Source organism: Comamonas sp. w2-DMI (genome assembly GCF_040187735.1).
In the GTDB taxonomy this organism is placed as follows: domain Bacteria; phylum Pseudomonadota; class Gammaproteobacteria; order Burkholderiales; family Burkholderiaceae_C; genus Comamonas; species Comamonas terrae.
Genome location: NZ_JBANEL010000043.1, coordinates 1 through 24,699, shown reverse-complemented (window position 1 = coordinate 24,699; position 24,699 = coordinate 1). Strand labels below are relative to the sequence as shown.

The following is a 24,699-nucleotide window of genomic DNA, read 5'->3' as shown; positions in this document are numbered from 1 at the left end:
GCCCAGCCCTTACGACCTGTGGGCCAGCGCCGAGATGGTGGCGCTGATCCGCGAGGCGCAGGTGTTTCGCCCCGCATTGCGCGCGGCCTTCGTCATCAATCGGCGCGTGAGCACCACCGTGATCGGGCGCGAAGCGCGTCAGGCACTTGCCGACCAGCCGCTTCCTGCGCTGCGCGCCGAAGTGCATCAGCGCATCGTGTTCGCCGACAGCGTGGCCGCTGGCCGACTTGCACGCGAGACGGCGCCGGACAGCGCCGCCGCCCGCGAAATCACCGCCCTGGTGGACGAGCTGCTGCGGTGGACGACATGACAGCGAAGCCACCACCTCGCGCAAAGCGCGTCGGCATCGGCGCACGCCCACCTGCGAATCCGCACGCCGAGGCGTGGATTCGCCAAGGCGACGCCGATGCGCTGGGCAAGGGTGACCTCTACACGGCTCGCCTTACCCTCGACATCACGCCCGCGCTGCGGGCGCGCATCAAGGTGTCGGCTTTCACGCAAGGCGTGACCGTCGCCGACCTGCTGCGCGGACTGCTGGAGCGGGAGTTTCCCGAGAACCGCAGGGAGAACACACCATGACCGCATCCACTGCACCAGCCACCGCGCCTGCCACTGTCGCGGCCACGGCTGCGCCTGTAGCGCCTTCCAGCCAGCCGGCCACCGCGCCGCTGACGCGCGTGGCGCTGGCCTACATCGAGGCCCGTTTCAAGCTCTACCTGCGCTTCGGCGAACCCGCGCGCACGCACCAGCTCGACCGCTGGCGGCGCAGCGCGGCGTTCCTGCCGGGCGCTGTGCTCTGCCGCGTGCGCTGGCAGACCAACGATTACGGCACCGTGCGCTGGCAGCTCATGGTGATGCAAACCTGCACACCGCTGGACGCGGCGCAGCGCATTCCCGGCGTACAGCCGGGCGCGCGCCTGCTGCTGCACGCGGAGGGCGACGGGCAAGTGCGCGCCGTGTTGGAACGCATCGACGCCATCGAGGCGCTGGGCATCGCGCCCGTAGCCGCCTCGCCTGCGTACTGGCGCACGCTCGCCAACCGGCTCGCCGCGCGCCTGCCGCTGCCCGAATACACCGCCGAGCGGCACGCCGCCTGGCTGACCGGGAGAGCGCTGCCATGACCACCGTTTCCACTACTGGCACGGCGCCGCGTCCTCGCTCGCGCCTGCGCGCTCGCATCGTGCTCGCGGGCCTCGCCGCCTGCGGCCTCGCTGCGCTGGCCTGGGCGTCCTTCGTGCATCCACTGCCGCGCCTGATCTACAACCCGTCCGACAGCGTGGCCGTCGGCTGGTATCGCGTCGATCCGCTGCGCCATCGGCCCGGCTCGCTGCCACGTCCGTTGTCCGTGGACAGCATCGTCCTGACGACGCTGCCGCCAGACGCCGCCGCGCTGGCCGCGCAGCGCGGCTATCTGCCGGCGCGCGTGCCACTGCTCAAGCGCGTGGGCGCGATCGCGCCGCAGCACGTTTGCGTTTTCGACGCGCTGGTGTGGATCGACGGCGTGCCGGCGGCCGCCGTTCGGCCTGCCGACCGGCTGGGCCGTCCGCTGCCGTCCTGGCCGCAGTGCCGGCAGCTTCGGCCTGGCGAACTGTTCCTGCTCAGTTCGACCAATCCGGCGTCGTTCGACAGCCGGTATTTCGGGCCGGTCAGCACGTCCGCCGTGATCGGCGTCGCGCGTCCGATCTGGCTGGAGGCTCGCCCATGATGACCACCGACTCACTGCACGTTGCCGTGCCCCTTGTCGTGCCATCGGGCGTGTCGTTCTGCTGGGCGTCGCCGTATCGTCGCGCGTGCAGTGCGGGTGCATTCGCACCGCACTTCGCGCTGCCTTCGGCGCAGCCGTCCAACGTGCAGGCGTCTTGCCTCGAACGCTGCCGGCCTGTGGCCGTCGCCGCGTTCGCCGGCGGGCTGGCTGCGGGTGCAGCAGCGCCGCCGGGCCGCCGACGCCCGGAGCGACAGCGAAGGGCAAAGGCGGAAGGCAAGACAAAAGGACGCGGCACCGGGCCGCGTCGAAAGCCAGTCTGCACGTGGGGGTGGCGCGGCACGGCGCGGCTTCGCCGCCGTGCCGCGTGTGGCGCGAGGCCCGCGCCAATGCAGGCATGTCCGCGTGCTTCGCACGACAGGACACGCCAGAGCTTGCAGGGAGCGCAGCCATGACCGACCAGAGCGACGACGATTTCCGCGTGCGTCCCAGCGCCCCGAAGAACCGGGGCAAGGGCCAAGGGCAGAGCTTCGTTTCCAAGGTGCTCAAGCAGTCGGGCAAAGCCAGCAACGGCAAGTCTGCGGTGCGCCGTCCGGCGTCGGCGCGTGGCACGGGCCAGCGCCCCGGCTCGCGCCTGGGGCGCGGCCACACGGCAGCGCGCTTCGCCGGGGCGAAGCTGACGCCCATGTCGCGGCGCGTGACCATCAAGACGCTGCTGGTGAATCACCAGCGGGCCAGCCCGCAGTCGCTCACCAAGCACCTGCGCTACATCAAGCGTGACGGTGTGGGCCGCGACGGCGAACCGGGCCAAGCCTACGGGCCGCAGACTGATGCTGCCGACCTTGACGCCTTCAAGGAACGCTGCGCCGAAGACCGGCACCATTTCCGCTTCATCCTCTCGCCCGAGGATGGCGCGGAGCTGGAAGACCTGCGCACCTACACGCAGCACCTCATGGGCCGCATGGAGGCCGACTTGGGCACGGGCCTCGACTGGATAGCCGTCAGCCACTGGAACACCGACAACCCGCATACGCACATCGTCGTGCGCGGGCGCGACGACACCGGCAAAGATCTCATCATCGCGGGCGATTACATCGCCGACGGTTTCCGCCATCGCGCCGCCGAACTGGCGACCGAATGGCTGGGGCCGCGCACCGAACTGGAGATCCGGCAGATCTCGCAGCGCGAAGTGGAGCAAGAGCGGTGGACAAGCTTGGATCGCACCTTGAAGCGCGAGGCCGGCGACGATGGCTTGGTGCATGTCGAACGGCTCAACGAACCCCGCTTGCAGCGCCAACGCCTGCTGCTGATCGGCCGTCTGCAAAGCTTGCAGCGCCTGGGACTGGCCGACGAGACGCAGCCCGGCACCTGGGCCGTCCATGCCGATGCGGAAAAGACCCTGCGCGCCCTGGGCGAGCGCGGAGACATCATCCGCGCCATGCAGCGGGCCATGCGCGGCGAACCGCGCGAGCTGACGGTGTTCGAGCCCGACGACGATGGCAGGACTATCCTCGGGCGCGTGGCCGCGAAGGGGCTGGCCGACGAGCTGCGCGACAGAGGCTATCTGGTCATCGACGGCGTGGACGGCAAGGCCCACTACGTCGCGCTCAACGCACGCGACGAGCTGGCGAACTATCCGACCGGGGCCGTGGTAGAGGTGAAGGGAACGAACGACGTGCGCGCAGCCGACAGGAACATCGCCGCGCTGGCGAGCGATGGCCTGTACCGCACCGACCATCACTTGGCCGTGGCACAGGGCCAGGCCGTCCCCGGACGCGACCCACAGGAAGTCGTGGCCGCCCACGTCCGCAGGCTGGAAGCCCTGCGCCGGGCGGGCATCGTGGAGCGCGTGGCCAAGGGGCTATGGAAGGTGCCGGGCGACCTGCCCGAGCAGGGCCGCCGCTACGACGCGCAGCGCCTGGGCGGCGTGGCCGTGGAGCTGAAATCGCACTTGCCCATCGAGCGGCAGGCCCGCGCGGTCGGTGCCACCTGGCTCGACCAGCAGTTGATCGGCGGCGGCTCGGGACTGGGCGACTTGGGCTTTGGCGGCGAGGCCAAGCAGGCGATGCAGCAGCGCGCCGATTTCCTGGCCGAACAGGGACTGGCCGAGCGGCGCGGGCAGCGTGTGATCCTGGCGCGCAACCTGCTGGGCACGTTGCGCAACCGGGAACTGGCACAGGCCGCCAAGGACATTGCCGGCGAAACCGGCCTGGAGCATCGCCCGGTGGCCGATGGGCAGCGCGTGGCGGGTATATACCGGCGTAGCGTCATGCTTGCTAGTGGGCGCTACGCGATGCTCGATGACGGATTGGGGTTCAGCCTAGTGCCATGGAAGCCCGTAATTAAACATCGCATTGGTCAGCTCCTATCGGTGAGCGTGCGAGGTGAGAGCGCGATGTGGGAGGTGGGGCGCTCTCGCGGGCCTGGCATTGCCTAGTCAGACGTGCAGCCGGTAGCGGGAGCAAGCCGTGGCAAGCGGGCGTTCTCGCTGGTCTGGCGTCTCCTGATGAGGCAGCCAGCAGGCATGAATCGCTATTTGACCGCGCACCGCTTGCAACCGCATAGCCTGTAGAGCGGGCAAAAGCCTACGGCACCGGTGGCGAGTGGAATGATCCCTATCCAGCCCCATGACCCGATGCTGCCCAGCAGGGTGGCGCCGATCAGGCCAAGCCCAATGACTAGTCGGGCGATGCGGTCAAAGCCAGAGATGTTCTGTTGCATGGTGTAGTCCTCGTCGTTGATGAATTCTTGATGCAAGCATCAGATGTTTGTTCGGAGGCGCATCCGTGTCGTGAGCAGTCTTGCGCAGGGGGCCAACATCTGCATTTCTGCGTGTTGATTGATCTATCGCAACACTTCCTTCGAGTCGCGGCTTGCGCGTTCTCTCGGTGCTCTTGACACCAGACCTGCTTACGACCGATCATTCCGCAGAATGATTGAATGATGTCATTGGAGCTGCTGGAACGCAAGTGCCTGAGGGCGTGAGCCCAGCTTGCAGACGATAGGAATCACCAACGCAGTTGCCGTTTGCGCGGCAGCCGCTTCATCAACGCATCCAACGAAGGACACTCTATGCAAGACGAAAAGACTCTCCGAGACTCAGACTTATCCTTGTCGATCACCCGGCGCCGAGTAATCCAGGCGGCCACCGTAGGGATGCTGGGTATGGCGTTGCAATCTCGCATGGCTTTTGCTGCTTCTCCTCTCACGACGAAGGCCCGCATTGTTATCGTTGGAAGCGGTGCTGGCGGGCTGGCCGTTGCTTCTCATCTCGCCGCAGGCCTGGCGGGTGCGGAAATCATCGTGATCGACGCACGCGAGGAACACTACTATCAGCCGGGCCTTCCGTTGGTCGGGGCTGGGTTGAAGCCGATCGACTACGTGCTTTCGCAGACGGCCGCCTACATTCCTGAGAACGTCAGGCTGGTGCCCGCCAGCGTCACTGAGTTCGATGCGGATGGGAAGGCGGTGGTGACGAACAAGGGTGATCGGGTACCTTATGACTTCCTTGTGGTTGCCACAGGCTTGAGTCAAGACTACGCCTCGATTGAAGGCGTGGACGATGCGTTGATCGGGAAGGTGGGAATCGGCAGCGTTTACCGTGGTCCGGCCGCCGCGCAGGACACTTGGAAACTGGTGTCTGCCTTCTCGGAGAAGGGTGGGCATGCTGTGTTCGTTCGCCCGGCTAGCGACATCAAATGTCCGACAGCGCCGATGAAGTACACGTTCCTCGTGGAAGACCACCTGCGTCGCGCGGGAGTCCGCAGCAAGGCGCAAATTACCTACAACTCGGCTCCGGACAGCGTGATCGGGGTCCCCGCCTTGGCTGGCCAGATCAACGAGCTTTTCAAGGGGCGCGACATTGCTGTCAACAACAATCGCATGCTTAAGTCGGTCGATCCTGGCCGACGCATAGCCGTTTTCAGCACGAAAGATGGATCCGAAGAAGTCCCCTACGATTTCCTTCACGTCGTGCCTCCGATGCGGGCGCCGGACGCGATTCGCAAAAGCGCCTTGTCGTGGCAGAGCGGTAAATGGGCGGCAGGCGGCTGGCTGGAGGTCAGCCAAGATACCTTGCGCCATGCCCGATACCCAAATGTCTTCGGATTGGGCGATGTCGTGGGTGCGCCGGTGCCCAAGACCGCATTTGCTGCGGGACTGCAATCCGTTGTTGTCGCAGATCAGATCATCGCCGAGATTGCGGGCCGTAGCTCCGCCAGCGTCTTCGCCTTGCCGGCATCGTCGGGCGGGCCTGCGACTCCCGAGGATCTTGGCAAGAACTGGGCAAAGGAAATCGAGGCATTCAAGCCGGCCTACCTGCGAATGCTGAGTGGCTCGGCCTAATGGCCTTCTATGCAAAGGAGGTGCTTATGCACCTCCTTTGCTTCGGTGGCTGCGCTCAAGGAGCCTGCTCGAACACCAGCTTTTTCGAGAGGGTCTGGCGAACAGGGCAGCGTTCCGCCACGGCTTCCAACTCGGCACGCTGCTCCGATGTAAGGTTGCCGGTGACTGCGATCGAATACTCAAATCTGGACGTGTGGGCATCGGGCGAGGTCAAACCAACCCTCGTTGTCACGCCGTCCAAGGGGATGCCGTTCTGATCGGCGTGCATGCGAACGGCCATGTTGATGCAGGCGGCCAAAGATGCCTCCAGCAATTCGTGCGCGCCCAAACCCATGCCGCCCCCGCCTTTCGCTACAGGCGCGTCCGAGGTCACTTCATGGGTGCTGCTGCGAACGGTTCCCTGGTAAGCCCCAGGAAGGCTATTCACTTGAATCACTCGTGCCTCCAGTCGAAATTGCGCTCTATCTCCGCAGACGCATGAGCGAACCGAACGAGCATCGGCAACCGCCCGTCAGTCGGCATCCCAGCAGACTACGCCACCCCGCAAAGGAGCGGCGTTGACATAGCCCATGTCCTTGAGCTGCGCGGCAGCGTTGCAGGAACGTGGGCCGCCAAGATTGCAGACCGTGACCACCTGCGCATCCTTGGGGATGTTGTGCGCGTGGTCGTCAAGCTGACCGGCCGGAATGTTGATCGCTCCCTCGACATGGCCGCCTGCAAATTCCTCGGCTGAACGCACGTCAACGATGAAAACCTTCTTGCCCTGTGCAATCAGTTCGCGGAGTTGCTGGGGTTCGATGAAACCATCGTCCGGCTGTTCATTCATGGTGGTACTTCCAGGTGACGGGTTCCTGCACTTGTGCTTGACAGCGTCAGGATATTGCAACAACATTCAGCGGATTGATTGAATGTTGACATGACCCTACGGAGCACGCAAGCCATGATCCTTCGACAGTTTCTGCATCAGGAGCCGGTCGGCATCTCCTATCTGATCGGCTGCGGTGGCCGTGGCATTGCAGCCGTGGTCGATCCCGTAGGGGATATGGGAACCTACTTGCAGGCCGCCGAGGCAGGCGGAATGGGCATCGCCTACGTGATCGACACCCATGTCCATGCCGATCACGTGTCGATCGGCCCCATGCTCGCCCGCAGCACGGGAGCCGAGTATGTACTATTCGCCGGCGCCGACGTGGCGCACCCCTTCAAGGGCGTACAGGATGGCGACGAGCTGCCCTTGGGCAATGTCGCCGTGCGAGTGCTGCACACCCCCGGCCATACGCCTGAACACATCTGTCTGCTGGTGACGGATCGCACGCGGACGGACGAGCCGTGGTTCGTGCTGACCGGACACACGCTGATGGTCGGCGACCTGGGCCGCACCGAGCTGGCCACCAGCGCGGAAGATGGCGCCCGCAACCTCTACCGCAGCGCCCGCCGCCTGGCCGAACTGCCCGACCATGTGGAAGTTATGCCTGGCGCCTATGCCGGCTCAGTGTGCGGCCGCGCCCTGAGTGGCAAGCCGTGGTCAACTATCGGCTTCGAGAAGCGCCACAACAAGGCGCTGCGCATCTCAGACGAGGCCGAGTTCATCGCCCACATGACGGCTGAGACGCCGCCCCCACCGCCGGAAGCGGCATTGCTGCGCGAAATGAATGCTGGTCGGCAGGAAATCGCATGACGGCCGCTGCGCACGCCAGTGGCGCCATCCGGCTTGGCCTCAAGGAAAACTGGCGCCAGTTCGCACTCCTCGTGCTGATCAATGCCTTTGTGGGTGGCATGGTCGGCATCGAGCGAACCGTCGTGCCGCTGATCGGCTCCGAGGAGTTTCACATCGAGTCCACGACGCTCATCACGTCGTTCATCATCAGCTTCGGGGTGGTCAAGGCGTTTGCCAACCTCATATCCGGCCAACTCGCCGATACCTGGGGACGTAAGCGCGTGCTGGTGATCGGCTGGCTGCTTGGGCTGCCCGTCCCCTTCATGCTTGTCGCCGCTCCCAACTGGGAATGGGTGATTGCCGCGAACGTCCTTTTGGGCCTGAGCCAAGGCTTCGCCTGGTCGATGACCGTCATCATGAAGGTCGATCTCGTCGGCCCCAAGGGCCGGGGGCTGGCAGTCGGCCTCAACGAGTTCGCCGGCTACTTCGCCGTGGGTTTGACCGCTTTTCTCACAGGCTATCTCGCCAGCCGCTACGGCCTGCGACCCGTGCCGATCTATCTTGGCGTCTTCTACGCCATCGTCGGCACCATTCTGTCCATTCTGGTAGTCCACGACACCCGTGACCATGTTCGACTGGAAGCCGGCAGCGTGGCGAAGGAGCCTTCGCCATTGACGTTCCGCGAGGTGTTCATGCTGACCTCGTTCAAGAACCGCAATCTGTTCTCAGCGTCGCAGGCCGGACTGATCAACAACCTCAACGACGGCATGAGCTGGGGAATCTTCCCGCTGTTCTTCACTACGTTGGGCCTGGGCGTTGAGCGTATCGGCATTCTGAAAGCGATCTATCCCGTGGTGTGGGGTGTCGGCCAGATCGCTACTGGGCCGCTGAGCGACCGCTGGGGGCGCAAGGGCCTGATCGTCGCAGGCATGTGGGTTCAGGCCGCCGGCCTGTTCTTGACGGGACTCACCGGCCGCTTCGAGTGGTGGCTGCTCGCCAGCGTTCTGCTCGGCCTCGGCACGGCGATGGTGTATCCAAGCCTGATTGCCGCCGTGTCCGATGCTTCGCATCCGAGCTGGCGTGCCCGTTCGTTGAGCGTCTATCGGTTCTGGCGTGACCTGGGCTATGCCATCGGCGCGCTGTCGGCCGGCCTCATCGCAGACCGTTTTGGCTTCGGTGCGGCAATCTTGACGATCGGTGTCGTCACCTTCTTGTCAGGCGTAATAGTCGCCATTGCCATGCGCGAAAACCGAGAAGGCACGCCCAAGTAAACCGGGCAAAAACACGCAGCCGCCAGTCCGCATATCACGGGGAAGCCGCCGAGCGCACCTGTGGACTTTCGCAACAGACACACGCGGATTGCCGTATGACCGCACGGGATTCCAGCGAACCAGAGCATTACGGGGAATCTGGCCTCTTGACCGATGCTTACGCCCGCTGGCGGTCAAGGCCGCTGGGCCGCATCACCGATGACCTCCAGCAACGGCTGCTGCTGGAGGTCATCGGCGGCGTGGAGGGTCTGGATGTGCTCGATGCGGGGTGCGGGGACGGCGCTCTGGCGACGGCACTGGCTACGCGCGGCGCCCAGGTCACGGGCCTCGATGCCGACCCTCAGATGCTTGCGGCTGCTCAAGCACGCGCGGCAAAGGAAGCAGCGTCACTGCGCCTCGTACTGGGACAGGTCGAGGAACTGCCATTTCCTGATGCTTCTTTCGACTGCGTGACTGCCACCGCCGTTCTCTGCTTCGTGTCGGAGGCGCAAAGGGCCGTCAGCGAAATGGCGCGTGTGCTTCGGCCAGATGGGCAACTCGTCATCGGGGAACTCGGGCGCTGGAACGCCTGGGCCGCTCGCCGGCGCATCCAGGCATGGCTGGGGAACCCGATGTGGGCCGTCGCGCACTTTCGCACCGCTACAGACCTTCGGAGCTTGATGCACGCCGGAGGATTGACCGTAGGGCAGACACGCGGCGCGACCTTTTATCCACCTTTCGATGTGGCCGCCTCGGTCTTTGCTGAAATCGACCCGTGGTTGGGTACCCGCACGACATGCGGCGCGGCCTTCATCGTGCTGTCCGCCGACAAGCAGGGCACCATATCGCCCAGTTTGCGAAGCAGCGGAAGGCGCCAAGCCGCGCAGCCAAATCAGGCCGCGGTTTCGACCTCCAGGCCCGCCGCTTTCCATTCGGGGAACCCGTCTTCCAAGCGCCGCACCTGAAAGCCCTTCGCCCGGAGCAGCGCGACCGCCTCGAAAGACAGCACACAATACGGCCCTCGGCAGTAGGCAACGATTTCCTGCTTCTTGGGAAACTTGGACAGGCGTTTCTTCAAATCCGCCAGCGGAATGTTGAGCGCGCCGGGCAAATGCCCAATAGCGAATTCGTGCTCCGGTCGAACGTCGATTAATGTCACCGAGCCTTCTTGTAGCTGGGCGATCAAATCCTCTCTCGACACGGGAGCGAGCGCATCGCGGGCAGAGAAATAGTCCCGCATGATCTGCTGCACTTCGGCACGGTTGCGTTCACCAACGCAGCCAAGCGCCTTGAGCAGCGTGGTGATCTCCGTGTGACCTGCAAGGCTATACAGGACATATTTGCCCTGCCGCTCGGTATCCACCAGCCGCGCACGTCGGAGAATCTGTAGATGACGCGACGTATTGGCAAAGGTCAGCCCGCTCAGATCGGTCAGTTCTTCGACGCTGAGTTGTCCCTGCGCAAGATACTCAAGAAGTTCAAGCCGATGCGGATGGCCGATCCCTTGAGCGATCTCTGCAAGATTGGAATAGACGGCCTGCTTCGGCCCCACCTGTGCCACTTATGCCCCTCGATAGGTTGAGTTGATCCCAGAGTCAACTGAGTCTTCTAGCACAGTAACAGAAGTCGGGCAAGAGCACACCCCGATGGGCAATCAACCGTGATCGTCGGGAATCTGGACGGCAAGCATCTCGCCCAAGGCACAGGTGTTGCCGTCCGCGCTGAGTGTCAGCGTGATCGCGGCCTTTCTGCCTTCTAGCGAACGCAGCGTGCCGACCATCACCAGTTCGGTGCCGATCGGTGTTGGTCGCTTGAAGTCGATCTTCAAGGAGGCGGTAACGAAGCGGATGGATGTAAGCCCGTCACCCATGTTCCGGCCCAGCGAGCGGTAGGCGAAGGCGGCGGCCGATGCCGTGCCGTGGCAGTCCAGCAGCGAAGCGATCATGCCGCCATAGACGTTCCCCGGATAACCGCCGCTGTACATCGCGGCCGGGGTAAAGCGTGCGACCACCTCATCCCCCACCAAATAGCTCTTGAGCTTGTGACCATGCGGGTTGGCCGGCCCGCATCCATAGCAGTGTGCGAACTTCGCAGGGTAGTTGTCTTGAATGGCTTTCATGGTTCGACGGCAAGACGCTTGTAACCCGCCGGGCAGACAGCCCGGCGGCCCGTGATGACACGCGCCGGTCTAACCGAGCGCCTGTTTCAGATCCGCGATCAGATCGTCAGCATCTTCCAATCCGCAGGACAGCCGAACCATGCCATCGGCGATGCCGCGCCGCTGTCGTTCTTCCGGCGTCATGCCGTGATGGGTCGTGGTGATGGGCTGCGTGACCAGGCTTTCCACGCCACCCAGGCTGGCAGCAATGGTGAACAGCTTGAGACGATCCACCACCGATGCCGTCGCAGTTGCATCGCCATCGAAGACGAAACTGATCATGCCGCCGAAGCCGTGCATCTGTTTGCGCGCCACGTCGTGACCGGCAAAGCTCGTAAGACCCGGATAGTTCACCTGCTTGATCTTTGGGTGCGTGCTCAGGAACTCGGCCACGGCCTGCGCATTGGCGTTCTGCTGGCGCACGCGCACCGTGAGGGTACGCAGGCTGCGCGCCAGCAGGAAGGCGACCTCGGGGGCCATCATCTGGCCGAGATTCTTGCGCCACGGCCAGATCGGGGCGATCAGCGACTGCGCGCCGATCACGACGCCGCCGGTCAAGTCGCTGTGCCCGCCCAGGTACTTCGTGGTGCTGTGGACTACCAGATCGGCGCCAAGCTGCAACGGCGACTGGTTGACCGGAGAGGCGAACGTGTTGTCCACCACGGTCAGCGCCCCGCGCGCCTTGGCGACCTTGACGGCGGCGGCTATGTCAATCACTTCCATGTTCGGATTGGTCGGCGTCTCGAAGAAGACGATGCGTGTGCGGGCGGTGATGACCTCCGCCAGACGCTCGATTTCGCTGCCGAGCAAGAAGGTTGTCTGGATGTTGAGGCTGGGCAACTGGCTTTGCAGCAGCTCGAAGGTGCCGCCGTACACGTCGCCGATGCAGACGATGTGATCGCCACTCTTGCAGTAGGTTAGAAACACGGCCGCCTCGGCGGCCATGCCCGAGCTGAACACCAGCGCGGCTTCGCTACCTTCCAGCAACGCCAATTTCTTTTCAGCCGCCTTGATGGTCGGGTTCAGGCCGTAGCGCGTGTAGAGGTTGCCCTCGGCGCGACCTTCGACCACATCCAGCAGCGCCTTGGTGGACGGAAAGCCGAACGTGGAATGGTTGTAGAGCGGCGTATGGATGCCGCCTTGCGCATCCATCGACTCGCCGCCATGAACGCACAAGGTGGACAAACCTGATTTCTGTTCTTGCATGGATGGAAGCTCCTTTTTGCTGGTGGTTCGACTTGGAGAACTAGAGCGGAAGCGGCGTACCTCAGACGGTTGCGACGGCCAGACCGGCAGCCTTCCATTCGGGAAAGCCGTCCTCCAAGCGCCGGATGTGATACCCCTTGGCGCGTAGTGCGGCCACGGCCTCGTTGGACAGGACGCAGTAGGTTCCTCGGCAATAGGCAACAATTTCCTGATCCTTGGGAAGCTGCGCAAGTCGGCGCTCCAGCTCGTCCACCGGCATGTTCAGCGCACCGGGAATGTGGCCGAGGGCGAATTCGCCGGGCGAGCGAACGTCGAGCAGCGTCACCATGCCGTCTTTCAGGCGTGCCATCAGCTCCTCCCGTGAGACGGCTTCCAGCGCATCCCGATCGCAGAGGTAGTCGCTCATGACACCTTGCATTTCCAGTACGTTGCGTTCGGCCATGCGCCCCATTGCATTGAGCAGCGGAATGACTTCCGCGCAATCGGCCAGCGCGTAGAAAACCTGCTTGCCCTGGCGCATGTTGCTGACAAGCCGTGCGCGTCGAAGCAACTGGAGGTGGCGGGACGTGTTCGCCACAGTCAACCCGCAACTCGTCGCCAATTGCTCCACGCTTTGCGGCCCCTGGGCCATGCGTTCGAGGAGTTCGAGGCGGTGTTCGTGGCCCATCGCCTTTGCGATCTCGGCCAGGTTTTCGTAGATCACCCGCTTGGGGTTTGAGCTTGACATGCACCTGTCCATTGATAGATCATTCACGTAAACGATTGAATGATATAACCTTAGCGTGGACACTGCAAGCATATGAAGACCCTCATCATCATCAACGATCCCCCCTACGGCACCGAACGCATGTACAACGCCCTGCGGCTGGCTGGCGGGCTGATCAAGGCCGAGAATCACCAGACCACCGTGTTCCTGATGGGTGATTCCGTATCGGGCGCCAAGGCCGGCCAGAAGACCCCGGACGGCTACTACAACGTCGAGCGCATGTTGCGCCGTATCGTCAACGGCAAGGGGGAAGTCCTGCTGTGCGGCACCTGCCTGGATGCACGCGCCATCACCGAGGACGAACTGCTAGCCGGTACCCGGCGCAGCACAATGGACGAACTGACGGCTGCGACGGCGGCTGCCGACAAGGTACTGGTGTTCTGAAATGGCGCGGGTCTATCTCGATTACAACGCCAGCACGCCCATCGACCCGGCAGTCTCGGCCGCCATGCGGCCGCTGCTGGAAGACGCCTTCGGCAATCCGTCTAGCGGTCATTGGGCGAGCCTGCCCGCGAAAGCGGCGCTGGAGCGCGCACGCGGGCAGGTTGCGTTGCTGCTTGGCGCGTCACCCGACGAGATCGTGTTCACCAGCGGTGGCAGCGAGGCAAACAACCTCGCCATCCAAGGTTCCTTCTTCGCACTGCGCGACCGGGGCGAACACATCATTACGCAGGCGACCGAGCATCCGGCGGTGTTGAAGCCGCTGGCTTTCCTTGAGCGGCTGGGCGCGAGCGTGACCTACCTGCCGGTGGACGGCACCGGCCGCGTCGATCCTGATGCGGTGCACCGCGCCATCACACCGCGCACGATTTTGGTGAGCATCATGCACGCCAACAACGAGACGGGCACGGTGCAGCCCGTCGAGGCCATTGGTGCCATTGCGCGCGAGCATGGCATCCGCTTTCACACCGACGCCGCCCAATCCGTAGGGAAGATCGCCACCCGGGTCAATGACCTGGGCGTCGATCTGTTGAGCATCGCCGGTCACAAGCTGTATGCGCCCAAGGGCATCGGCGCGCTCTATGCACGTCAGAGCACGGCGTTGGAGCCGTTGATTCACGGAGCGGGTCACGAAAAAGGGCGGCGTGCCGGGACAGAAAGCGCGCTGATGGCGGTCGGGCTTGGCGAAGCCTGCGCGCTCGCGGCCGACCTCGGGCCGATGAAGCGCATCCGCGAACTGCGTGATCGGTTCTGGCAAGGTTTGCAATCTCTGTACGGCGATGGCGTGGTGATCAACGGCCATGCCGAGCATCGACTGCCGAACACACTTAACGTCTCCTTCGTCGGACAGGTCGGCGCCGAAGTGCTGGGCCGGCTGGATGGCGTGGCGGCGTCCACCGGCTCGGCGTGTCATGCCGGCCGTGTAGAGCTGTCGCCGGTACTCGCCGCGATGGCCGTCAGCGATCACGTCGGCATGGGTGCAGTGCGCTTCAGCCTGGGGCGCGGCACCACGCAGGAAGAAATTGACAACGTGCTGGAGCAATTGCGCTCGACAGCGCAATTTCCGTCACACAACAAGAATTGAAGGCCAGCATGTTGAAGAACACCATGCACCGTCAGGTGCTCATACTTGCCAGTGCTCAGGCCCTGTTCCAGATCGTTTCGGTCGGCGTCATGACCGTGGGCGGCTTGGCGGGCGCGGCAATCGCGGATTCGCCGCGCTGGGCCACCTTGCCCATTGCCACGATGTTCCTGGGAACGGCCGCGATGATGTTCCCGGCCTCGATGTGGATGGCCCGCGTCGGCCGCCGGGTCGGGTTCCTGTGCGGCACGCTGCTGGGAATCGCCGGCGGCCTCACTGCCGCCTGGGGTATATCGAACGGATCGTTGGCCCTGCTCGCGCTCGGCACGTTCCTGATCGGCAACTACCAGGCTTTCGCGCAGTTCTATCGCTTCGCCGCCAGTGAGGTCGCCGATGATGCTTTCCGGCCTCGGGCCATTTCGTTCGTCATGGCCGGCGGCGTCGTCGCCGCACTGGCCGGCCCCATGCTGGCCCGCCTGGGCGGGCCGCTGCTACAGCCGGAGTACCTGGGGTCGTTCCTCATCATGGCGGTGGTTTCATTGATTGCCGCCGGTGTCTTGCTCGGCTTCCACATCCCCGCGCAGGCAACGGGTTCGACCGAGGCCGTCGGCAAGGGGCGCCCTTGGCAAGAGATCGTTCTACAGCCGGCCTATCTCGTCGCTCTGTTCGGCGCGGCCACCGGCTACGGCATCATGATTCTGGCGATGACCGCCACGCCGATTGCGATGGTGCATCACCACCACGCGCTCGGCACGGCCGCGACCGTCATCCAGCTCCATGTGCTGGGTATGTTCCTGCCGTCCTTCGTCACAGGTTCTCTGATCGCCCGCTTTGGCGTCCTGCGCATCATGTTCACGGGCGTGGTGCTGTTTGTCGGCCATATCCTGATGACCCTGACCGGCACCGGCTTCAACTCGTTCGCCGCCGCGCTGGTTCTATTGGGTGTTGGCTGGAACTTCATGTACATCGGCGGCACCACGCTGCTGACCAGTACCTACGCGCCGGCCGAGAAGGCGCGGGCGCAGGCCATCAATGACATGACGATCTTCGCCATCGGTCTGGCGTGCTCGTTCAGCGCGGGAGGCTTGCTGGAGGCCCTGGGCTGGCAGCGCATGAATCTGGCCATGCTGCCGTGGCTGGTGCTGGCGGCACTGTCTCTCGGCTGGCTCGGACTCAAGCAGCAGGCGCGACTACAGCAGGAGAAGGCTGGATGACGGAATTTCTTGAACGAAATGAAATGAGGAAAGCAGCACCAATGAGTGCGTTGGCAGATGATGCGCCGTCGGTAAGCCCGCGCGAACGGTTGCTCGATCGGCTCGCAAGCCTGGGAATCCGGCCCGAGGTAGTGCCCTATCCGGCGCATTCCACGGTCGAGGAAGGCAAGGCGCTGCGCGGCGACATGGCAGGAACATTCACCAAGAACTTGTTGCTCAAGGATAAGAAGGGCAAGCTCTTTTTGCTGTCCATCCACGAGGACAGAGTGATCGACCTCAAATCGCTTTCGTCGCTGATCGGCGGCAAGGGGCATCTGAGCTTCGTCCCCGCCGAGCGCATGCAGGAACTGCTGGGCGTCGTTCCCGGCGCCCTGACGCCAATGGGCCTCATCAATGACAGGGACGCGCTGATCACCGCGGTTATCGACGCATCGCTGATGACCTCTGCGCAACTCAACTTCCACCCGCTGGTGAATACGGAAAGTATGGGCATTTCCCCAGCAGGGCTGGTGAGTTTCGTCAGATCGTGTGGGCGTGAGCTTTTGATCGTCGATTTCGATGCAGGAGAAGGCAAGACGTCCGAATAAGAATTTATCGGATGCGAGGCAGTTCTCTTGGTTGTCGGTTTATCAACAATGGGAACGTATAGGGATGGAATTACGTCACTTGCGCTGCTTCCTAGCGGTGGCCGAAGAACTGCACTTCGCACGTGCGGCTGAAAAGCTGCACATCGAGCAATCTCCGCTGTCGCGGGCCATCAAGGAACTGGAAGAAGAGCTGGGCGTAGTGCTATTTGCTCGCACCACTCGAAGCACGCGGCTGACCCGCGCGGGCAAGCTATTCCTGGAGCACGTGCGCCGTGTATTCACCGTTCTTCAACAAGCACGGGACAGCGTGAAGGCAGCTGCAAACGGCTTTCATGGGCAGTTGCGCGTGGCCCTATCAGATGGCATCACTCCGTCACGCCTTCCGGCGTTGCTGGCGCTTTGCCGGCAGGAGGAGCCCGAGGTTGAGATCCGCTTCTTCGAGGTGCCACTGTCGCAGCAGATCAAGGGCCTGCATGACGACTTGTACGACGTGGGATTTGCGCAGTCCGATGAAGTTGGCGATGGAATTTCTGCCACTCCTGTTTGGAGCGATGCGCTGATGGTGGCAGTTCCAGCGCGGCATCCGCTGCTGGCTCACAAGCGTATTCCCTTGGATGAGCTGCTGCGCTATCCCCTGGTTCTGTGTGACCCACAAGTCTGCGAAGGCCATGCCAAACACGTTGACCGTGTACTGCGCCGCGCAGATATGGAACCACTGATCGCAGAACGGGTCGCTACGTGCGATCTGATGATGGCGCTGGTATCAGCCGGTTTTGCACTCGGGCTAACAGGTGCGACACACATCGCCGTCAGCCGTGAAGAGGGCGTCGTGGCACGTCCGCTGGCATCGCGTGTTCCACCGCTGACGACCTATCTGCTGCGCCTCGAAGGCGACCCGTCGGAAACCCTGGGGCGGTTCATCGAGCGCGTACAGGCCATCGAATCACCGGAAACTCCCAGAGCAGTTCCGGGCCGCCATCCCGCCCCGCTGGAGGAACCTGCGCCATGAAAAAGATCATCCCATTCTTGCTCGCGGCAGTCTTATCAGCCTGCGGCCAATCCGAGGCACCTCAAAAGACCACCGATTCGGAGGCAGCCATTCCGACGGTAGAAGAACTCGTGGCAAACCCCGAACGGCTCAAAGAGCTGCGCCAGCAATGCAAGACCGACCGCTCCAAGCTGGGCGACGTGTTGTGCAACCGGGTGACCGAAGCCACGCGCAAGCGGTTCTATGGCGATGGCGAAACCCCTTACACACCCCCGAAGGAGCCGCCCAAGTTCTGATTGTTGGCAGGTCGCCGCATCGCCTTCATTTTTTGCTAGACACGCCGCAATGCGCCCGCGCTTGCGGCGTTTTTCTTTGGCTCGCTGTCGCACTCATTCTGTCTTTTTGCTCAACATTTCTGTTTGAAACGGTCTTTGACCGGCACTGACTCCGCACCGAACCTGACTCCTACGGCACGCCCTTGTGCCGCCTCTTCCAAGAGGAATCAGCGCAGGAGAAATCGGAGGCGAAGTCATGCAAGGGACGAACGTGCTGTTCGGTCAGATCGCCGTGGTATTCGGCATCGTGATCGCCGGAGTGTGGGGCGCCACACAATGGACGGCAGCAGCCTTTGGCTATCAGCTACGCCTTGGCTCGCCCTGGTTCGATTTTCTTGGCACGCCGATCTACCACCCGTGGAAGCTGTTTGAGTGGTGGTTCTTCTTCGATGCCTACGCGCCGCGCGTGTTCGATACCGGGGGCACCATCGCCGGGGGCAGTGGGCTATTGGCGGTGGTCGTCGCCATCGGCATGTCGATCTGGCGATCGCGCCAATCGCGCCTGGTCACGACCTACGGCTCGGCCCGCTGGGCCAACGCAGAGGACATTCGCAAGGCGGGTCTCACGCAGCCGGCCGGCGTGTTCCTCGGCCAGCATGATCGCCAGTACCTGCGCCATGAAGGGCCGGAACACGTCCTGACCTTTGCGCCCACGCGCTCGGGCAAGGGCGTCGGCCTGGTGGTGCCGACGCTGCTGTCCTGGCCCGCGTCCGCCGTCATCCACGACATCAAGGGCGAGAACTGGCAGATCACCGCCGGCTGGCGCTCGCGCTTCTCGCATTGCCTGTTGTTCAACCCCACGGATGCGAAATCAGCGGCGTACAACCCGCTGCTGGAAGTGCGGCGCGGCGCGCATGAAGTGCGCGATGTGCAGAACATCGCAGACATTCTGGTCGATCCCGAAGGTGCGCTGGAGAAGCGCAACCATTGGGAAAAGACCAGCCACGCCCTGCTGGTCGGCGCGATCCTGCATGTGCTCTACGCGGGCGAGGACAAGACGCTGCGCGGCGTCGCCAACTTCCTCAGCGACCCGGCCAGCCCGTTCGAGCTGACCTTGCACAGGATGATGACCACGCCGCATCTCGTGAACGAAGACGGTGGTGGCCCGCATCCCGTGGTGGCATCGGCGGCGCGCGAAGTGCTCAACAAGAGCGACAACGAACGCTCCGGCGTGTTGAGCACCGCCATGTCGTTCCTCGGCCTGTACCGTGACCCCACGGTGGCCGAAGTCACCTCGCGCTGCGACTGGCGCATCGCCGACCTGATCGCGGCCGAGCATCCGGTGTCGCTGTATCTGGTGGTGCCGCCTTCGGACATAAGCCGGACGAAGCCCTTGATCCGGTTGATCCTCAACCAGATCGGGCGACGCCTCACCGAATCGCTCGACGGCTCCGACGGAATCGAGCGCCGCCACAAGCTGCTGCTGATGCTCGATGAGTTTCCGGCCCTGGGCCGGCTCGACTTCTTCGAGACGGCGCTGGCCTTCATGGCGGGCTACGGCATCCGCAGCTTCCTCATCGCGCAGTCGCTCAACCAGATCGACAAAGCCTACGGCCAGAACCATTCGATTCTGGACAACTGTCATGTGCGCGTGACGTTCGCCACGAACGACGAACGCACGGCCAAGCGCATTTCCGAGACGCTGGGCACGGCGACCGAGCTGCGCGCGCAGCGCAACTACGCGGGCCATCGGCTTGCGCCGTGGCTGGGGCACCTCATGGTGTCGCGCCAGGAGACGGCCCGCCCGCTGCTGACGCCGGGCGAAGTCATGCAGCTTCCGCCCGACGAGGCCGTGGTGATGGTGTCCAGCGTGGCCCCGATCAAGGCCACGAAGCTGCGCTACTACGCCGACGCCAATTTCAAGCAGCGCGTGTTGCCGCCGCCTGCGCTAGCAGGCGGCCAGTACGCCGACGCGCCACCATTGCGCCCCGACGACTGGAGCGGGCTGGCAATCCCTGCCGTGCCCGCCACGCCTGCGGCCGATGCCGCCGACGGCTTCGGCGCTTCGGCCGACGACGGCGGCCCGCGACGTCAGCCCGAGCTTTGCGAAACCGTCGCCTACGACCCCGAGCTGGCCGCGCCCGCGGCCGACCTCGGCCTGCTCGATGACGACGACCTGCCGCTTCCCCTTCCTCGCCATCTTGATCCGGCCATGCAGCGCACGGCCCGGCTGGCATCGCTGAACCCCAACGACGGAATCGAGCTATGAGCCACTATCGCCTGAACCTCTTTATCCAGCCCGAGCACGCCCAGCGGCTCGATGAACTGGCCGCCAAGAAAGGCGTGTCCAAATCCAGCATCGTCGCTGCCGCCTTGGCGTCCTGGCTGTCGCCGGACGCGGCCGACCAACGCGAGGCAGCCATCGCCAAGCGCCTTGATCGCTTGTCGCGCCAAGCCGAGCGCATGGAGCGCGACCAGAACATCGCCATCGAAACGCTGGCGCTATTCATCCGCTACTACCTGACCGTCAGCACGCCGGTTCCCGAGGCGCACCAAGACGCGGCCCGCGCTCAGGGGAAAGCACGCTTCGAGCAGTTCACCGAACAGCTCAGCCGCCACCTGATGCGCGGGCGCAGCCTGGTGCGCGACATGGTGGAGGAACTGCACCCCGACCCGATGCGGATGGAGGACGCTGCGGCAGCCGCGCAGGCGCGGGAGCGTGCGTCATGAGCGCCGTTCCGCAACTCCCGCCCGAACCACGCTCATCCGCTGCGGCCTCGCTCGACCGACGCGTCCAGATGCTGCGCACGGCAATGGGGCCGCTGATCGCCACCGCACTCGAAGACCCCGATGTGGTGGAAATCATGCTCAACCCTGATCGCACCCTTTGGGTGGATCGGCTGTCGTCGGGCCGCGCACCTATGGGCGTGGAGATGCCCGAAGCCGATGGCGAGCGAATCATTCGCCTGGTCGCGGCCCACGTCGGCGCAGAAGTCCATCGCGGCCAGCCGCTGCTATCCGCCGAACTGCCCGAGACAGGCGAACGCTTCGAGGGCATCTTGCCGCCCGCCGCACCGGGGCCGGCCTTCGCGCTGCGCAAGCGCGCCATCGGCGTGATTCCGCTGGAGCGGTACGTCGTGGACGGAATGATGACCGCCGCCCAGGCGGGCTTTCTCGTTCGCGCCGTGCGCGAGCGCCAGAACATCTTGATCGCCGGAGCCACCAGCAGCGGCAAGACGACCCTCGCCAACGCGCTGCTGGCCGAGATAGCCGCCACAGGCGACCGCGTGCTGGTGCTCGAAGACACGATCGAGCTGCAATGCGCGGCCCGCGACCACGTGCCGTTGCGCACGCGCTCCGGCGTGGTGTCCATGACCGAGCTGGTGCGTTCGTCCATGCGCCTGCGGCCAGATCGCGTGGTGGTCGGCGAGGTGCGCGGCGCCGAGGCGCTGGATCTCATCAAGGTGTGGGGCACCGGCCACCCCGGCGGCATCGCCACGATCCACGCGGGTTCCGCGCTGGGCGCGCTGCTGCGCATGGAGCAACTGATTCTCGAAGTGGCGGTGAACCCGCCGCGTGCGCTGATCGCCGAGGCGGTCAATGTGGTGATCCACATTGCCGGACGCGGACGCAAGCGCCGCATCGAGAGCATCGCCCGCGTCGTCGGCTTCGATGGCGTGGGCTACCAACTGGCGGACGCACTGGAGACGCCGTTTCCAGAGCTGCCGCTATTTCCCGAGGCCGCACCCGCTGCGGCGACTTCCCCGTCCCCTGACCAACTTGGAGAACTGCCATGACGCAGATGATCGTTCCTGCTTTCCGTTTTTCTGCAAACCCGGCTTTGCGCCTCGCACGGCTGCATAGTCTGGCCCGCCCTGCGGCGCAAGGGCTGATGCTGGCCGCGCTGCTGCTGTTCCTGGCCGGAACCGCGCAGGCAGCCGGTTCCTCGATGCCCTGGGAAGGCCCGCTGCAATCCATCCTCGAATCCATCCAGGGGCCGGTGGCGCGCATTGTGGCCGTCATCATCATCATCGCCACGGGCCTCGCGCTGGCTTTCGGCGACACGTCGGGCGGCTTCCGAAAGCTGATCCAGATCGTGTTCGGCTTGAGCATCGCCTTCGCCGCGTCCTCGTTCTTCCTGTCGTTCTTTTCGTTCTCGGGCGGGGCTGTCGTATGAGCGCCCCGGATAGCTTCGCGGCCGGGTTCGAGGTGCCGCTGCATCGCTCGCTCACCGAGCCGATCTTGCTGGGCGGCGCGCCGCGCACCGTGGCGATCGCCAACGGCACGCTGGCCGCCGCCGTTGGGCTGGGCCTGCAACTGTGGATTCCTGGCGTCGTGCTCTGGATCGTCGGCCATTCGCTGGCGGTATGGGGTGCGCGCGTCGATCCGCAGTTCATGGCCGTGTTCGCCCGGCACATCAAACACCGCCCGCTGCTGGACGTGTGAGGGACGCCGCCATGCTGAACCTCGCCGAATACCGCCAGCGCCCGGCCTTGCTCTCCGACTGGCTGCCCTGGGCCGGGCTGGTCGCGCCGGGTGTCGTCTTGAACAAGGACGGAAGTTTCCGGCGCACGGCCCGGTTTCGCGGGCCTGACCTCGACAGCGCCACGCAAGGCGAGCTGATCGCCACGTCGGCCCGGTTGAACAACGCGCTGCGCCGGCTGGGTTCGGGCTGGGCGCTGTTCATCGAGGCCGAGCGCCGCGCCGCCGCCGATTACCCGCACTCCGAGTTTCCCGAGCCGCTGTCTTGGCTGGTGGACGAAGAACGCCGCTCGGCCTTCGAGGATACCGGCCATCACTTCGAGAGCGGCTATCACCTGACGCTGGTGTATCTGCCGCCCGAGGAATCGCGCGCCCGTGCCGCCAAGATGCTCTACGAGAACACGCCGACGAATGGCGTGGACTGGCGCGAACGCCTGCAAGCCTTCGTCGCGGAAACGGATCGGGTCTTTGACCTGCTCGATGGCGTGATGCCGGAAATCGCCTGGCTGGGCGACAGCCAGACGCTGACGTACCTGCACTCGGCCATTTCGACGCGGCGCTACCGCGTGGGCGTGCCCGAAGTGTCGTTCCACATCGACGCGCTGCTGACCGATTCGCCGCTGGTCGGTGGCCTCGCGCCCATGCTGGGCGACCGGCACCTGCGCGTGGTGTCGGTGCGGGGCTTTCCGACCTCGACCTGGCCGGGGATTCTGGACGACCTCAACCGCTTGGGATTTGGGTATCGCTGGAGTACGCGCTTTCTGTGCCTCGACAAATCCGAGGCGGAACGGGAATTGGGGCGCCTGCGCCGCCAGTGGTTCGCCAAGCGCAAGAACGTCATCGCGCTGCTGCGCGAAACGATCTTCCAGCAGGAAAGCCCGCTGGTCGATACCGACGCGAACAACAAGGCCGCCGACGCCGATGCCGCCTTGCAGGAGCTGGGCAGCGATCAAGTCGCCTTCGGCTACCTGACGGCGACCGTCACCGTCATGGACGAGGACGCCGGCACAGCCGACGAGAAGCTGCGCATGGTGGAGCGCGTCATCCAGGGGCGCGGGTTTGTGACCATCCCCGAAACGCTCAATGCCGTGGATGCGTGGCTGTCCTCGCTCCCCGGCAACGCCTACGCTAACGTGCGTCAGCCCATCGTCTCGACGTTGAACCTGGCGCACATGATGCCGGTGTCGGCGGTATGGGCCGGGCCGGAGAAGAACGACCACTTGGGCGGCCCGCCGCTGATCGTCACCCGCACCGATGGCGCGACGCCGTTCCGGCTGGTGACGCACATCGGCGACGTGGGTCACACGCTGGTCGCCGGCCCGACTGGCATGGGCAAGTCGGTCTTGCTCGCCACGCTGGCGATGCAGTTCCGCCGCTATCGCGGCTCACGCATCTTCGCGTTCGACATGGGGCGTTCGATGCGCGCCACCATCCTCGGGCTGGGCGGCGAGCACTACGACCTGGGCACGGACGGAGAAATCGCCTTCCAGCCGCTTGCACGCATCGACCGCGAGGGCTACCGCACCTGGGCGGCCGAATGGATCGAAGGCCGCTTGCTGCACGAAGGCGTGGCGGTCAACCCCGACGAGAAGGCCGCCATCTGGTCGGCACTCGGCAGCCTCGCCGGTGCGCCGGTGGAGCAGCGCACGATGACCGGCCTGTCCGTGTTGTTGCAGTCCAACGCGCTGCGCCAGGCACTCGCGCCGTATGTGCTCGGCGGCGCGCACGGCAAGCTGCTGGACGCCGACCACGACCGGCTGGGCATGGCCGAGGTGCAGTGCTTCGAGATGGAGGAGCTGATGCACAGCAAGGCCGCCGTCATGGCCGTGCTGCATTACCTCTTTGCGCGTTTCGATGAACGCTTTGACGGTGCGCCCACGCTGCTGATCCTCGATGAAGCGTGGCTGTTCCTTGATGACCCGGTGTTTGCGGCGCGCATCCGCCAGTGGCTCAAGACGCTGCGCAAGAAAAATGTGTCGGTGATCTTCGCCACGCAGTCGCTCGCGGACATCAAGGATTCGAGTATCGCGCCCGCGATCATCGAAAGCTGCGCGAGCCGCATCTTCCTGCCCAACCCGCAGGCGACCGAGCCGCAGATTCTCACGATCTACGAGGGTTTCGGGCTCAACAGCCGCCAGATCGAGATTGTCGCCACCGCGCAGCCCAAGCGCGACTACTACTACCAATCCCGCCTCGGCAACCGCCTGTTCGACCTCGACCTGGGGCCGGCAGCGCTGGCGTTTGCGGGCGCTTCCACGCCGCAAGACCAGCGCGACATAGACCGCGTGCTGCTGGACGCCGGCACGCCCGGCTTCGCGGGTGCCTGGCTGCGCCATCGCGGCCTCGATTGGGCGGCTGACCTGCTGCCCTCGTTCCCCGGCCTCGCGCCGGGTTCCCTCGCTGACCAACCCCTGGAGAACCTGCCATGAAGAAGCGCCTTGTCGCCGCTGCCATCGCGGCCATGCTTTGCACCGCCACCGCCCATGCGCAATGGGTCGTGATCGACCCCACGAACCTCGTGCAGAACACGCTGACCGCGATCCGCACA

General features: G+C 64.5%; 29 protein-coding genes. 22 read left to right on the top strand and 7 right to left on the bottom strand.

All coding sequences use genetic code 11. The features are described from left to right. The 5 genes from V8Z74_RS24720 to V8Z74_RS24700 form a co-directional block, all read left to right on the top strand. Positions 1-310 (top strand): ParA family partition ATPase (locus V8Z74_RS24720; protein ID WP_502879607.1); only part of this gene is annotated, 310 nt, incomplete at its 5' end. Then, positions 307-579, top strand: coding sequence for a hypothetical protein (locus V8Z74_RS24715; protein ID WP_024069217.1), 273 nt, complete (start codon positions 307-309; stop codon positions 577-579). The genes V8Z74_RS24720 and V8Z74_RS24715, both read left to right, overlap by 4 nt. Beyond that, positions 576-1,121: a DUF2840 domain-containing protein gene (locus V8Z74_RS24710; RefSeq protein ID WP_349711941.1), complete on the top strand. Its 546-nt coding sequence runs from the start codon at positions 576-578 to the stop codon at positions 1,119-1,121. The genes V8Z74_RS24715 and V8Z74_RS24710 overlap by 4 nt, the downstream gene beginning before the upstream one ends. Further along, positions 1,118-1,705, top strand: a complete 588-nt coding sequence (locus tag V8Z74_RS24705; protein ID WP_349711939.1) for a S26 family signal peptidase — start codon at positions 1,118-1,120, stop codon at positions 1,703-1,705. The genes V8Z74_RS24710 and V8Z74_RS24705 overlap by 4 nt, the downstream gene beginning before the upstream one ends. A 448-nt stretch (positions 1,706-2,153) precedes the next feature. After that, positions 2,154-4,139: a relaxase/mobilization nuclease domain-containing protein gene (locus V8Z74_RS24700; protein WP_349711937.1), complete on the top strand. Its 1,986-nt coding sequence runs from the start codon at positions 2,154-2,156 to the stop codon at positions 4,137-4,139. A gap of 95 nt (positions 4,140-4,234) precedes the next feature. Here the strand turns inward: V8Z74_RS24700 and V8Z74_RS24695 are convergent, their stop codons facing one another. Beyond that, entirely contained in the window at positions 4,235-4,459 is a 225-nt protein-coding gene (locus V8Z74_RS24695; RefSeq protein ID WP_349711935.1) for a YgaP family membrane protein, read from the bottom strand. 408 nt (positions 4,460-4,867) lie between these two features. Here V8Z74_RS24695 and V8Z74_RS24690 point away from each other — a divergent pair, with 408 nt between their 5' ends. Next, entirely contained in the window at positions 4,868-6,046 is a 1,179-nt protein-coding gene (locus V8Z74_RS24690; protein WP_349711933.1) for an NAD(P)/FAD-dependent oxidoreductase, read from the top strand. 55 nt (positions 6,047-6,101) lie between these two features. On the opposite strand, the gene V8Z74_RS24685 is transcribed toward V8Z74_RS24690, so the two are convergent. Continuing rightward, positions 6,102-6,482, bottom strand: coding sequence for an OsmC family protein (locus V8Z74_RS24685; protein ID WP_349711931.1), 381 nt, complete (start codon positions 6,480-6,482; stop codon positions 6,102-6,104). 75 nt (positions 6,483-6,557) lie between these two features. Next, positions 6,558-6,872, bottom strand: coding sequence for a rhodanese-like domain-containing protein (locus V8Z74_RS24680; RefSeq protein ID WP_349711929.1), 315 nt, complete (start codon positions 6,870-6,872; stop codon positions 6,558-6,560). Positions 6,873-6,986: 114 nt separating this feature from the next. Between V8Z74_RS24680 and V8Z74_RS24675 the strand changes: the two genes are divergently transcribed. The 3 genes from V8Z74_RS24675 (at position 6,987) to V8Z74_RS24665 (ending at position 9,918) form a co-directional block, all read left to right on the top strand. Further along, on the top strand, positions 6,987-7,724 hold the full coding sequence (locus V8Z74_RS24675) for an MBL fold metallo-hydrolase (protein WP_349711927.1): 738 nt from the start codon (positions 6,987-6,989) through the stop codon (positions 7,722-7,724). Further along, positions 7,721-8,974 carry an MFS transporter gene (locus V8Z74_RS24670; protein ID WP_349711925.1) on the top strand — a complete coding sequence of 418 codons (1,254 nt, stop codon included), beginning with the start codon at positions 7,721-7,723 and terminating at the stop codon, positions 8,972-8,974. Before V8Z74_RS24675 ends, V8Z74_RS24670 begins: the two co-directional genes overlap by 4 nt. A gap of 95 nt (positions 8,975-9,069) precedes the next feature. Continuing rightward, positions 9,070-9,918 (top strand): class I SAM-dependent methyltransferase, encoded by an 849-nt coding sequence (locus tag V8Z74_RS24665; protein ID WP_349711923.1) that lies wholly within the window; start codon positions 9,070-9,072, stop codon positions 9,916-9,918. On the opposite strand, the gene V8Z74_RS24660 is transcribed toward V8Z74_RS24665, so the two are convergent. From V8Z74_RS24660 to V8Z74_RS24645, 4 genes are all read right to left on the bottom strand, one after another. After that, positions 9,846-10,514: an ArsR/SmtB family transcription factor gene (locus tag V8Z74_RS24660; protein ID WP_100451041.1), complete on the bottom strand. Its 669-nt coding sequence runs from the start codon at positions 10,512-10,514 to the stop codon at positions 9,846-9,848. The two genes, V8Z74_RS24665 and V8Z74_RS24660, sit on opposite strands and share 73 nt — an antisense overlap. A 93-nt stretch (positions 10,515-10,607) precedes the next feature. Next, positions 10,608-11,072, bottom strand: a complete 465-nt coding sequence (locus V8Z74_RS24655) for a PaaI family thioesterase (protein ID WP_349711921.1) — start codon at positions 11,070-11,072, stop codon at positions 10,608-10,610. 69 nt (positions 11,073-11,141) lie between these two features. Next, entirely contained in the window at positions 11,142-12,317 is a 1,176-nt protein-coding gene (locus V8Z74_RS24650) for a trans-sulfuration enzyme family protein (protein ID WP_349711919.1), read from the bottom strand. A gap of 61 nt (positions 12,318-12,378) precedes the next feature. Next, on the bottom strand, positions 12,379-13,044 hold the full coding sequence (locus V8Z74_RS24645; protein WP_100451077.1) for an ArsR/SmtB family transcription factor: 666 nt from the start codon (positions 13,042-13,044) through the stop codon (positions 12,379-12,381). Positions 13,045-13,116: 72 nt separating this feature from the next. Between V8Z74_RS24645 and V8Z74_RS24640 the strand changes: the two genes are divergently transcribed. The 13 genes from V8Z74_RS24640 to V8Z74_RS24580 all read left to right on the top strand — a co-directional run. Further along, complete coding sequence (locus V8Z74_RS24640) at positions 13,117-13,467, top strand: DsrE/DsrF/TusD sulfur relay family protein (protein ID WP_349711917.1); 351 nt, start codon at positions 13,117-13,119, stop codon at positions 13,465-13,467. A gap of 1 nt (position 13,468) precedes the next feature. Then, complete coding sequence (locus V8Z74_RS24635) at positions 13,469-14,608, top strand: cysteine desulfurase family protein (RefSeq protein WP_349711915.1); 1,140 nt, start codon at positions 13,469-13,471, stop codon at positions 14,606-14,608. Between the two features lie 8 nt (positions 14,609-14,616). Next, complete coding sequence (locus tag V8Z74_RS24630; protein ID WP_349711913.1) at positions 14,617-15,819, top strand: MFS transporter; 1,203 nt, start codon at positions 14,617-14,619, stop codon at positions 15,817-15,819. Beyond that, on the top strand, positions 15,816-16,406 hold the full coding sequence (locus V8Z74_RS24625; RefSeq protein WP_349711911.1) for a YbaK/EbsC family protein: 591 nt from the start codon (positions 15,816-15,818) through the stop codon (positions 16,404-16,406). The genes V8Z74_RS24630 and V8Z74_RS24625 overlap by 4 nt, the downstream gene beginning before the upstream one ends. A gap of 64 nt (positions 16,407-16,470) precedes the next feature. Beyond that, the gene (locus V8Z74_RS24620) at positions 16,471-17,415 is read left to right on the top strand and encodes a LysR family transcriptional regulator (RefSeq protein WP_349711909.1); all 945 of its coding nucleotides are present in this window, start codon (positions 16,471-16,473) and stop codon (positions 17,413-17,415) included. Further along, positions 17,412-17,690, top strand: a complete 279-nt coding sequence (locus V8Z74_RS24615) for an EexN family lipoprotein (protein WP_349711907.1) — start codon at positions 17,412-17,414, stop codon at positions 17,688-17,690. Before V8Z74_RS24620 ends, V8Z74_RS24615 begins: the two co-directional genes overlap by 4 nt. A gap of 235 nt (positions 17,691-17,925) precedes the next feature. Next, on the top strand, positions 17,926-19,938 hold the full coding sequence (locus V8Z74_RS24610) for a conjugal transfer protein TraG (protein ID WP_349711905.1): 2,013 nt from the start codon (positions 17,926-17,928) through the stop codon (positions 19,936-19,938). Then, entirely contained in the window at positions 19,935-20,399 is a 465-nt protein-coding gene (locus V8Z74_RS24605) for a CopG family transcriptional regulator (RefSeq protein WP_349711903.1), read from the top strand. The genes V8Z74_RS24610 and V8Z74_RS24605 overlap by 4 nt, the downstream gene beginning before the upstream one ends. Then, a complete protein-coding gene (gene trbB, locus V8Z74_RS24600) occupies positions 20,396-21,466 on the top strand; it encodes a P-type conjugative transfer ATPase TrbB (protein ID WP_349711901.1) in 1,071 nt (356 codons plus the stop codon). The genes V8Z74_RS24605 and trbB overlap by 4 nt, the downstream gene beginning before the upstream one ends. Further along, entirely contained in the window at positions 21,463-21,846 is a 384-nt protein-coding gene (locus V8Z74_RS24595; protein ID WP_349711899.1) for a TrbC/VirB2 family type IV secretion system protein, read from the top strand. Before trbB ends, V8Z74_RS24595 begins: the two co-directional genes overlap by 4 nt. After that, positions 21,843-22,115 carry a VirB3 family type IV secretion system protein gene (locus V8Z74_RS24590; protein ID WP_023121625.1) on the top strand — a complete coding sequence of 91 codons (273 nt, stop codon included), beginning with the start codon at positions 21,843-21,845 and terminating at the stop codon, positions 22,113-22,115. Before V8Z74_RS24595 ends, V8Z74_RS24590 begins: the two co-directional genes overlap by 4 nt. 11 nt (positions 22,116-22,126) lie before the next feature. Then, positions 22,127-24,580, top strand: coding sequence for a conjugal transfer protein TrbE (gene trbE / locus V8Z74_RS24585; RefSeq protein WP_349711897.1), 2,454 nt, complete (start codon positions 22,127-22,129; stop codon positions 24,578-24,580). Further along, positions 24,577-24,699 (top strand): DUF4141 domain-containing protein (locus V8Z74_RS24580; protein ID WP_349711943.1); only part of this gene is annotated, 123 nt, incomplete at its 3' end. The genes trbE and V8Z74_RS24580, both read left to right, overlap by 4 nt.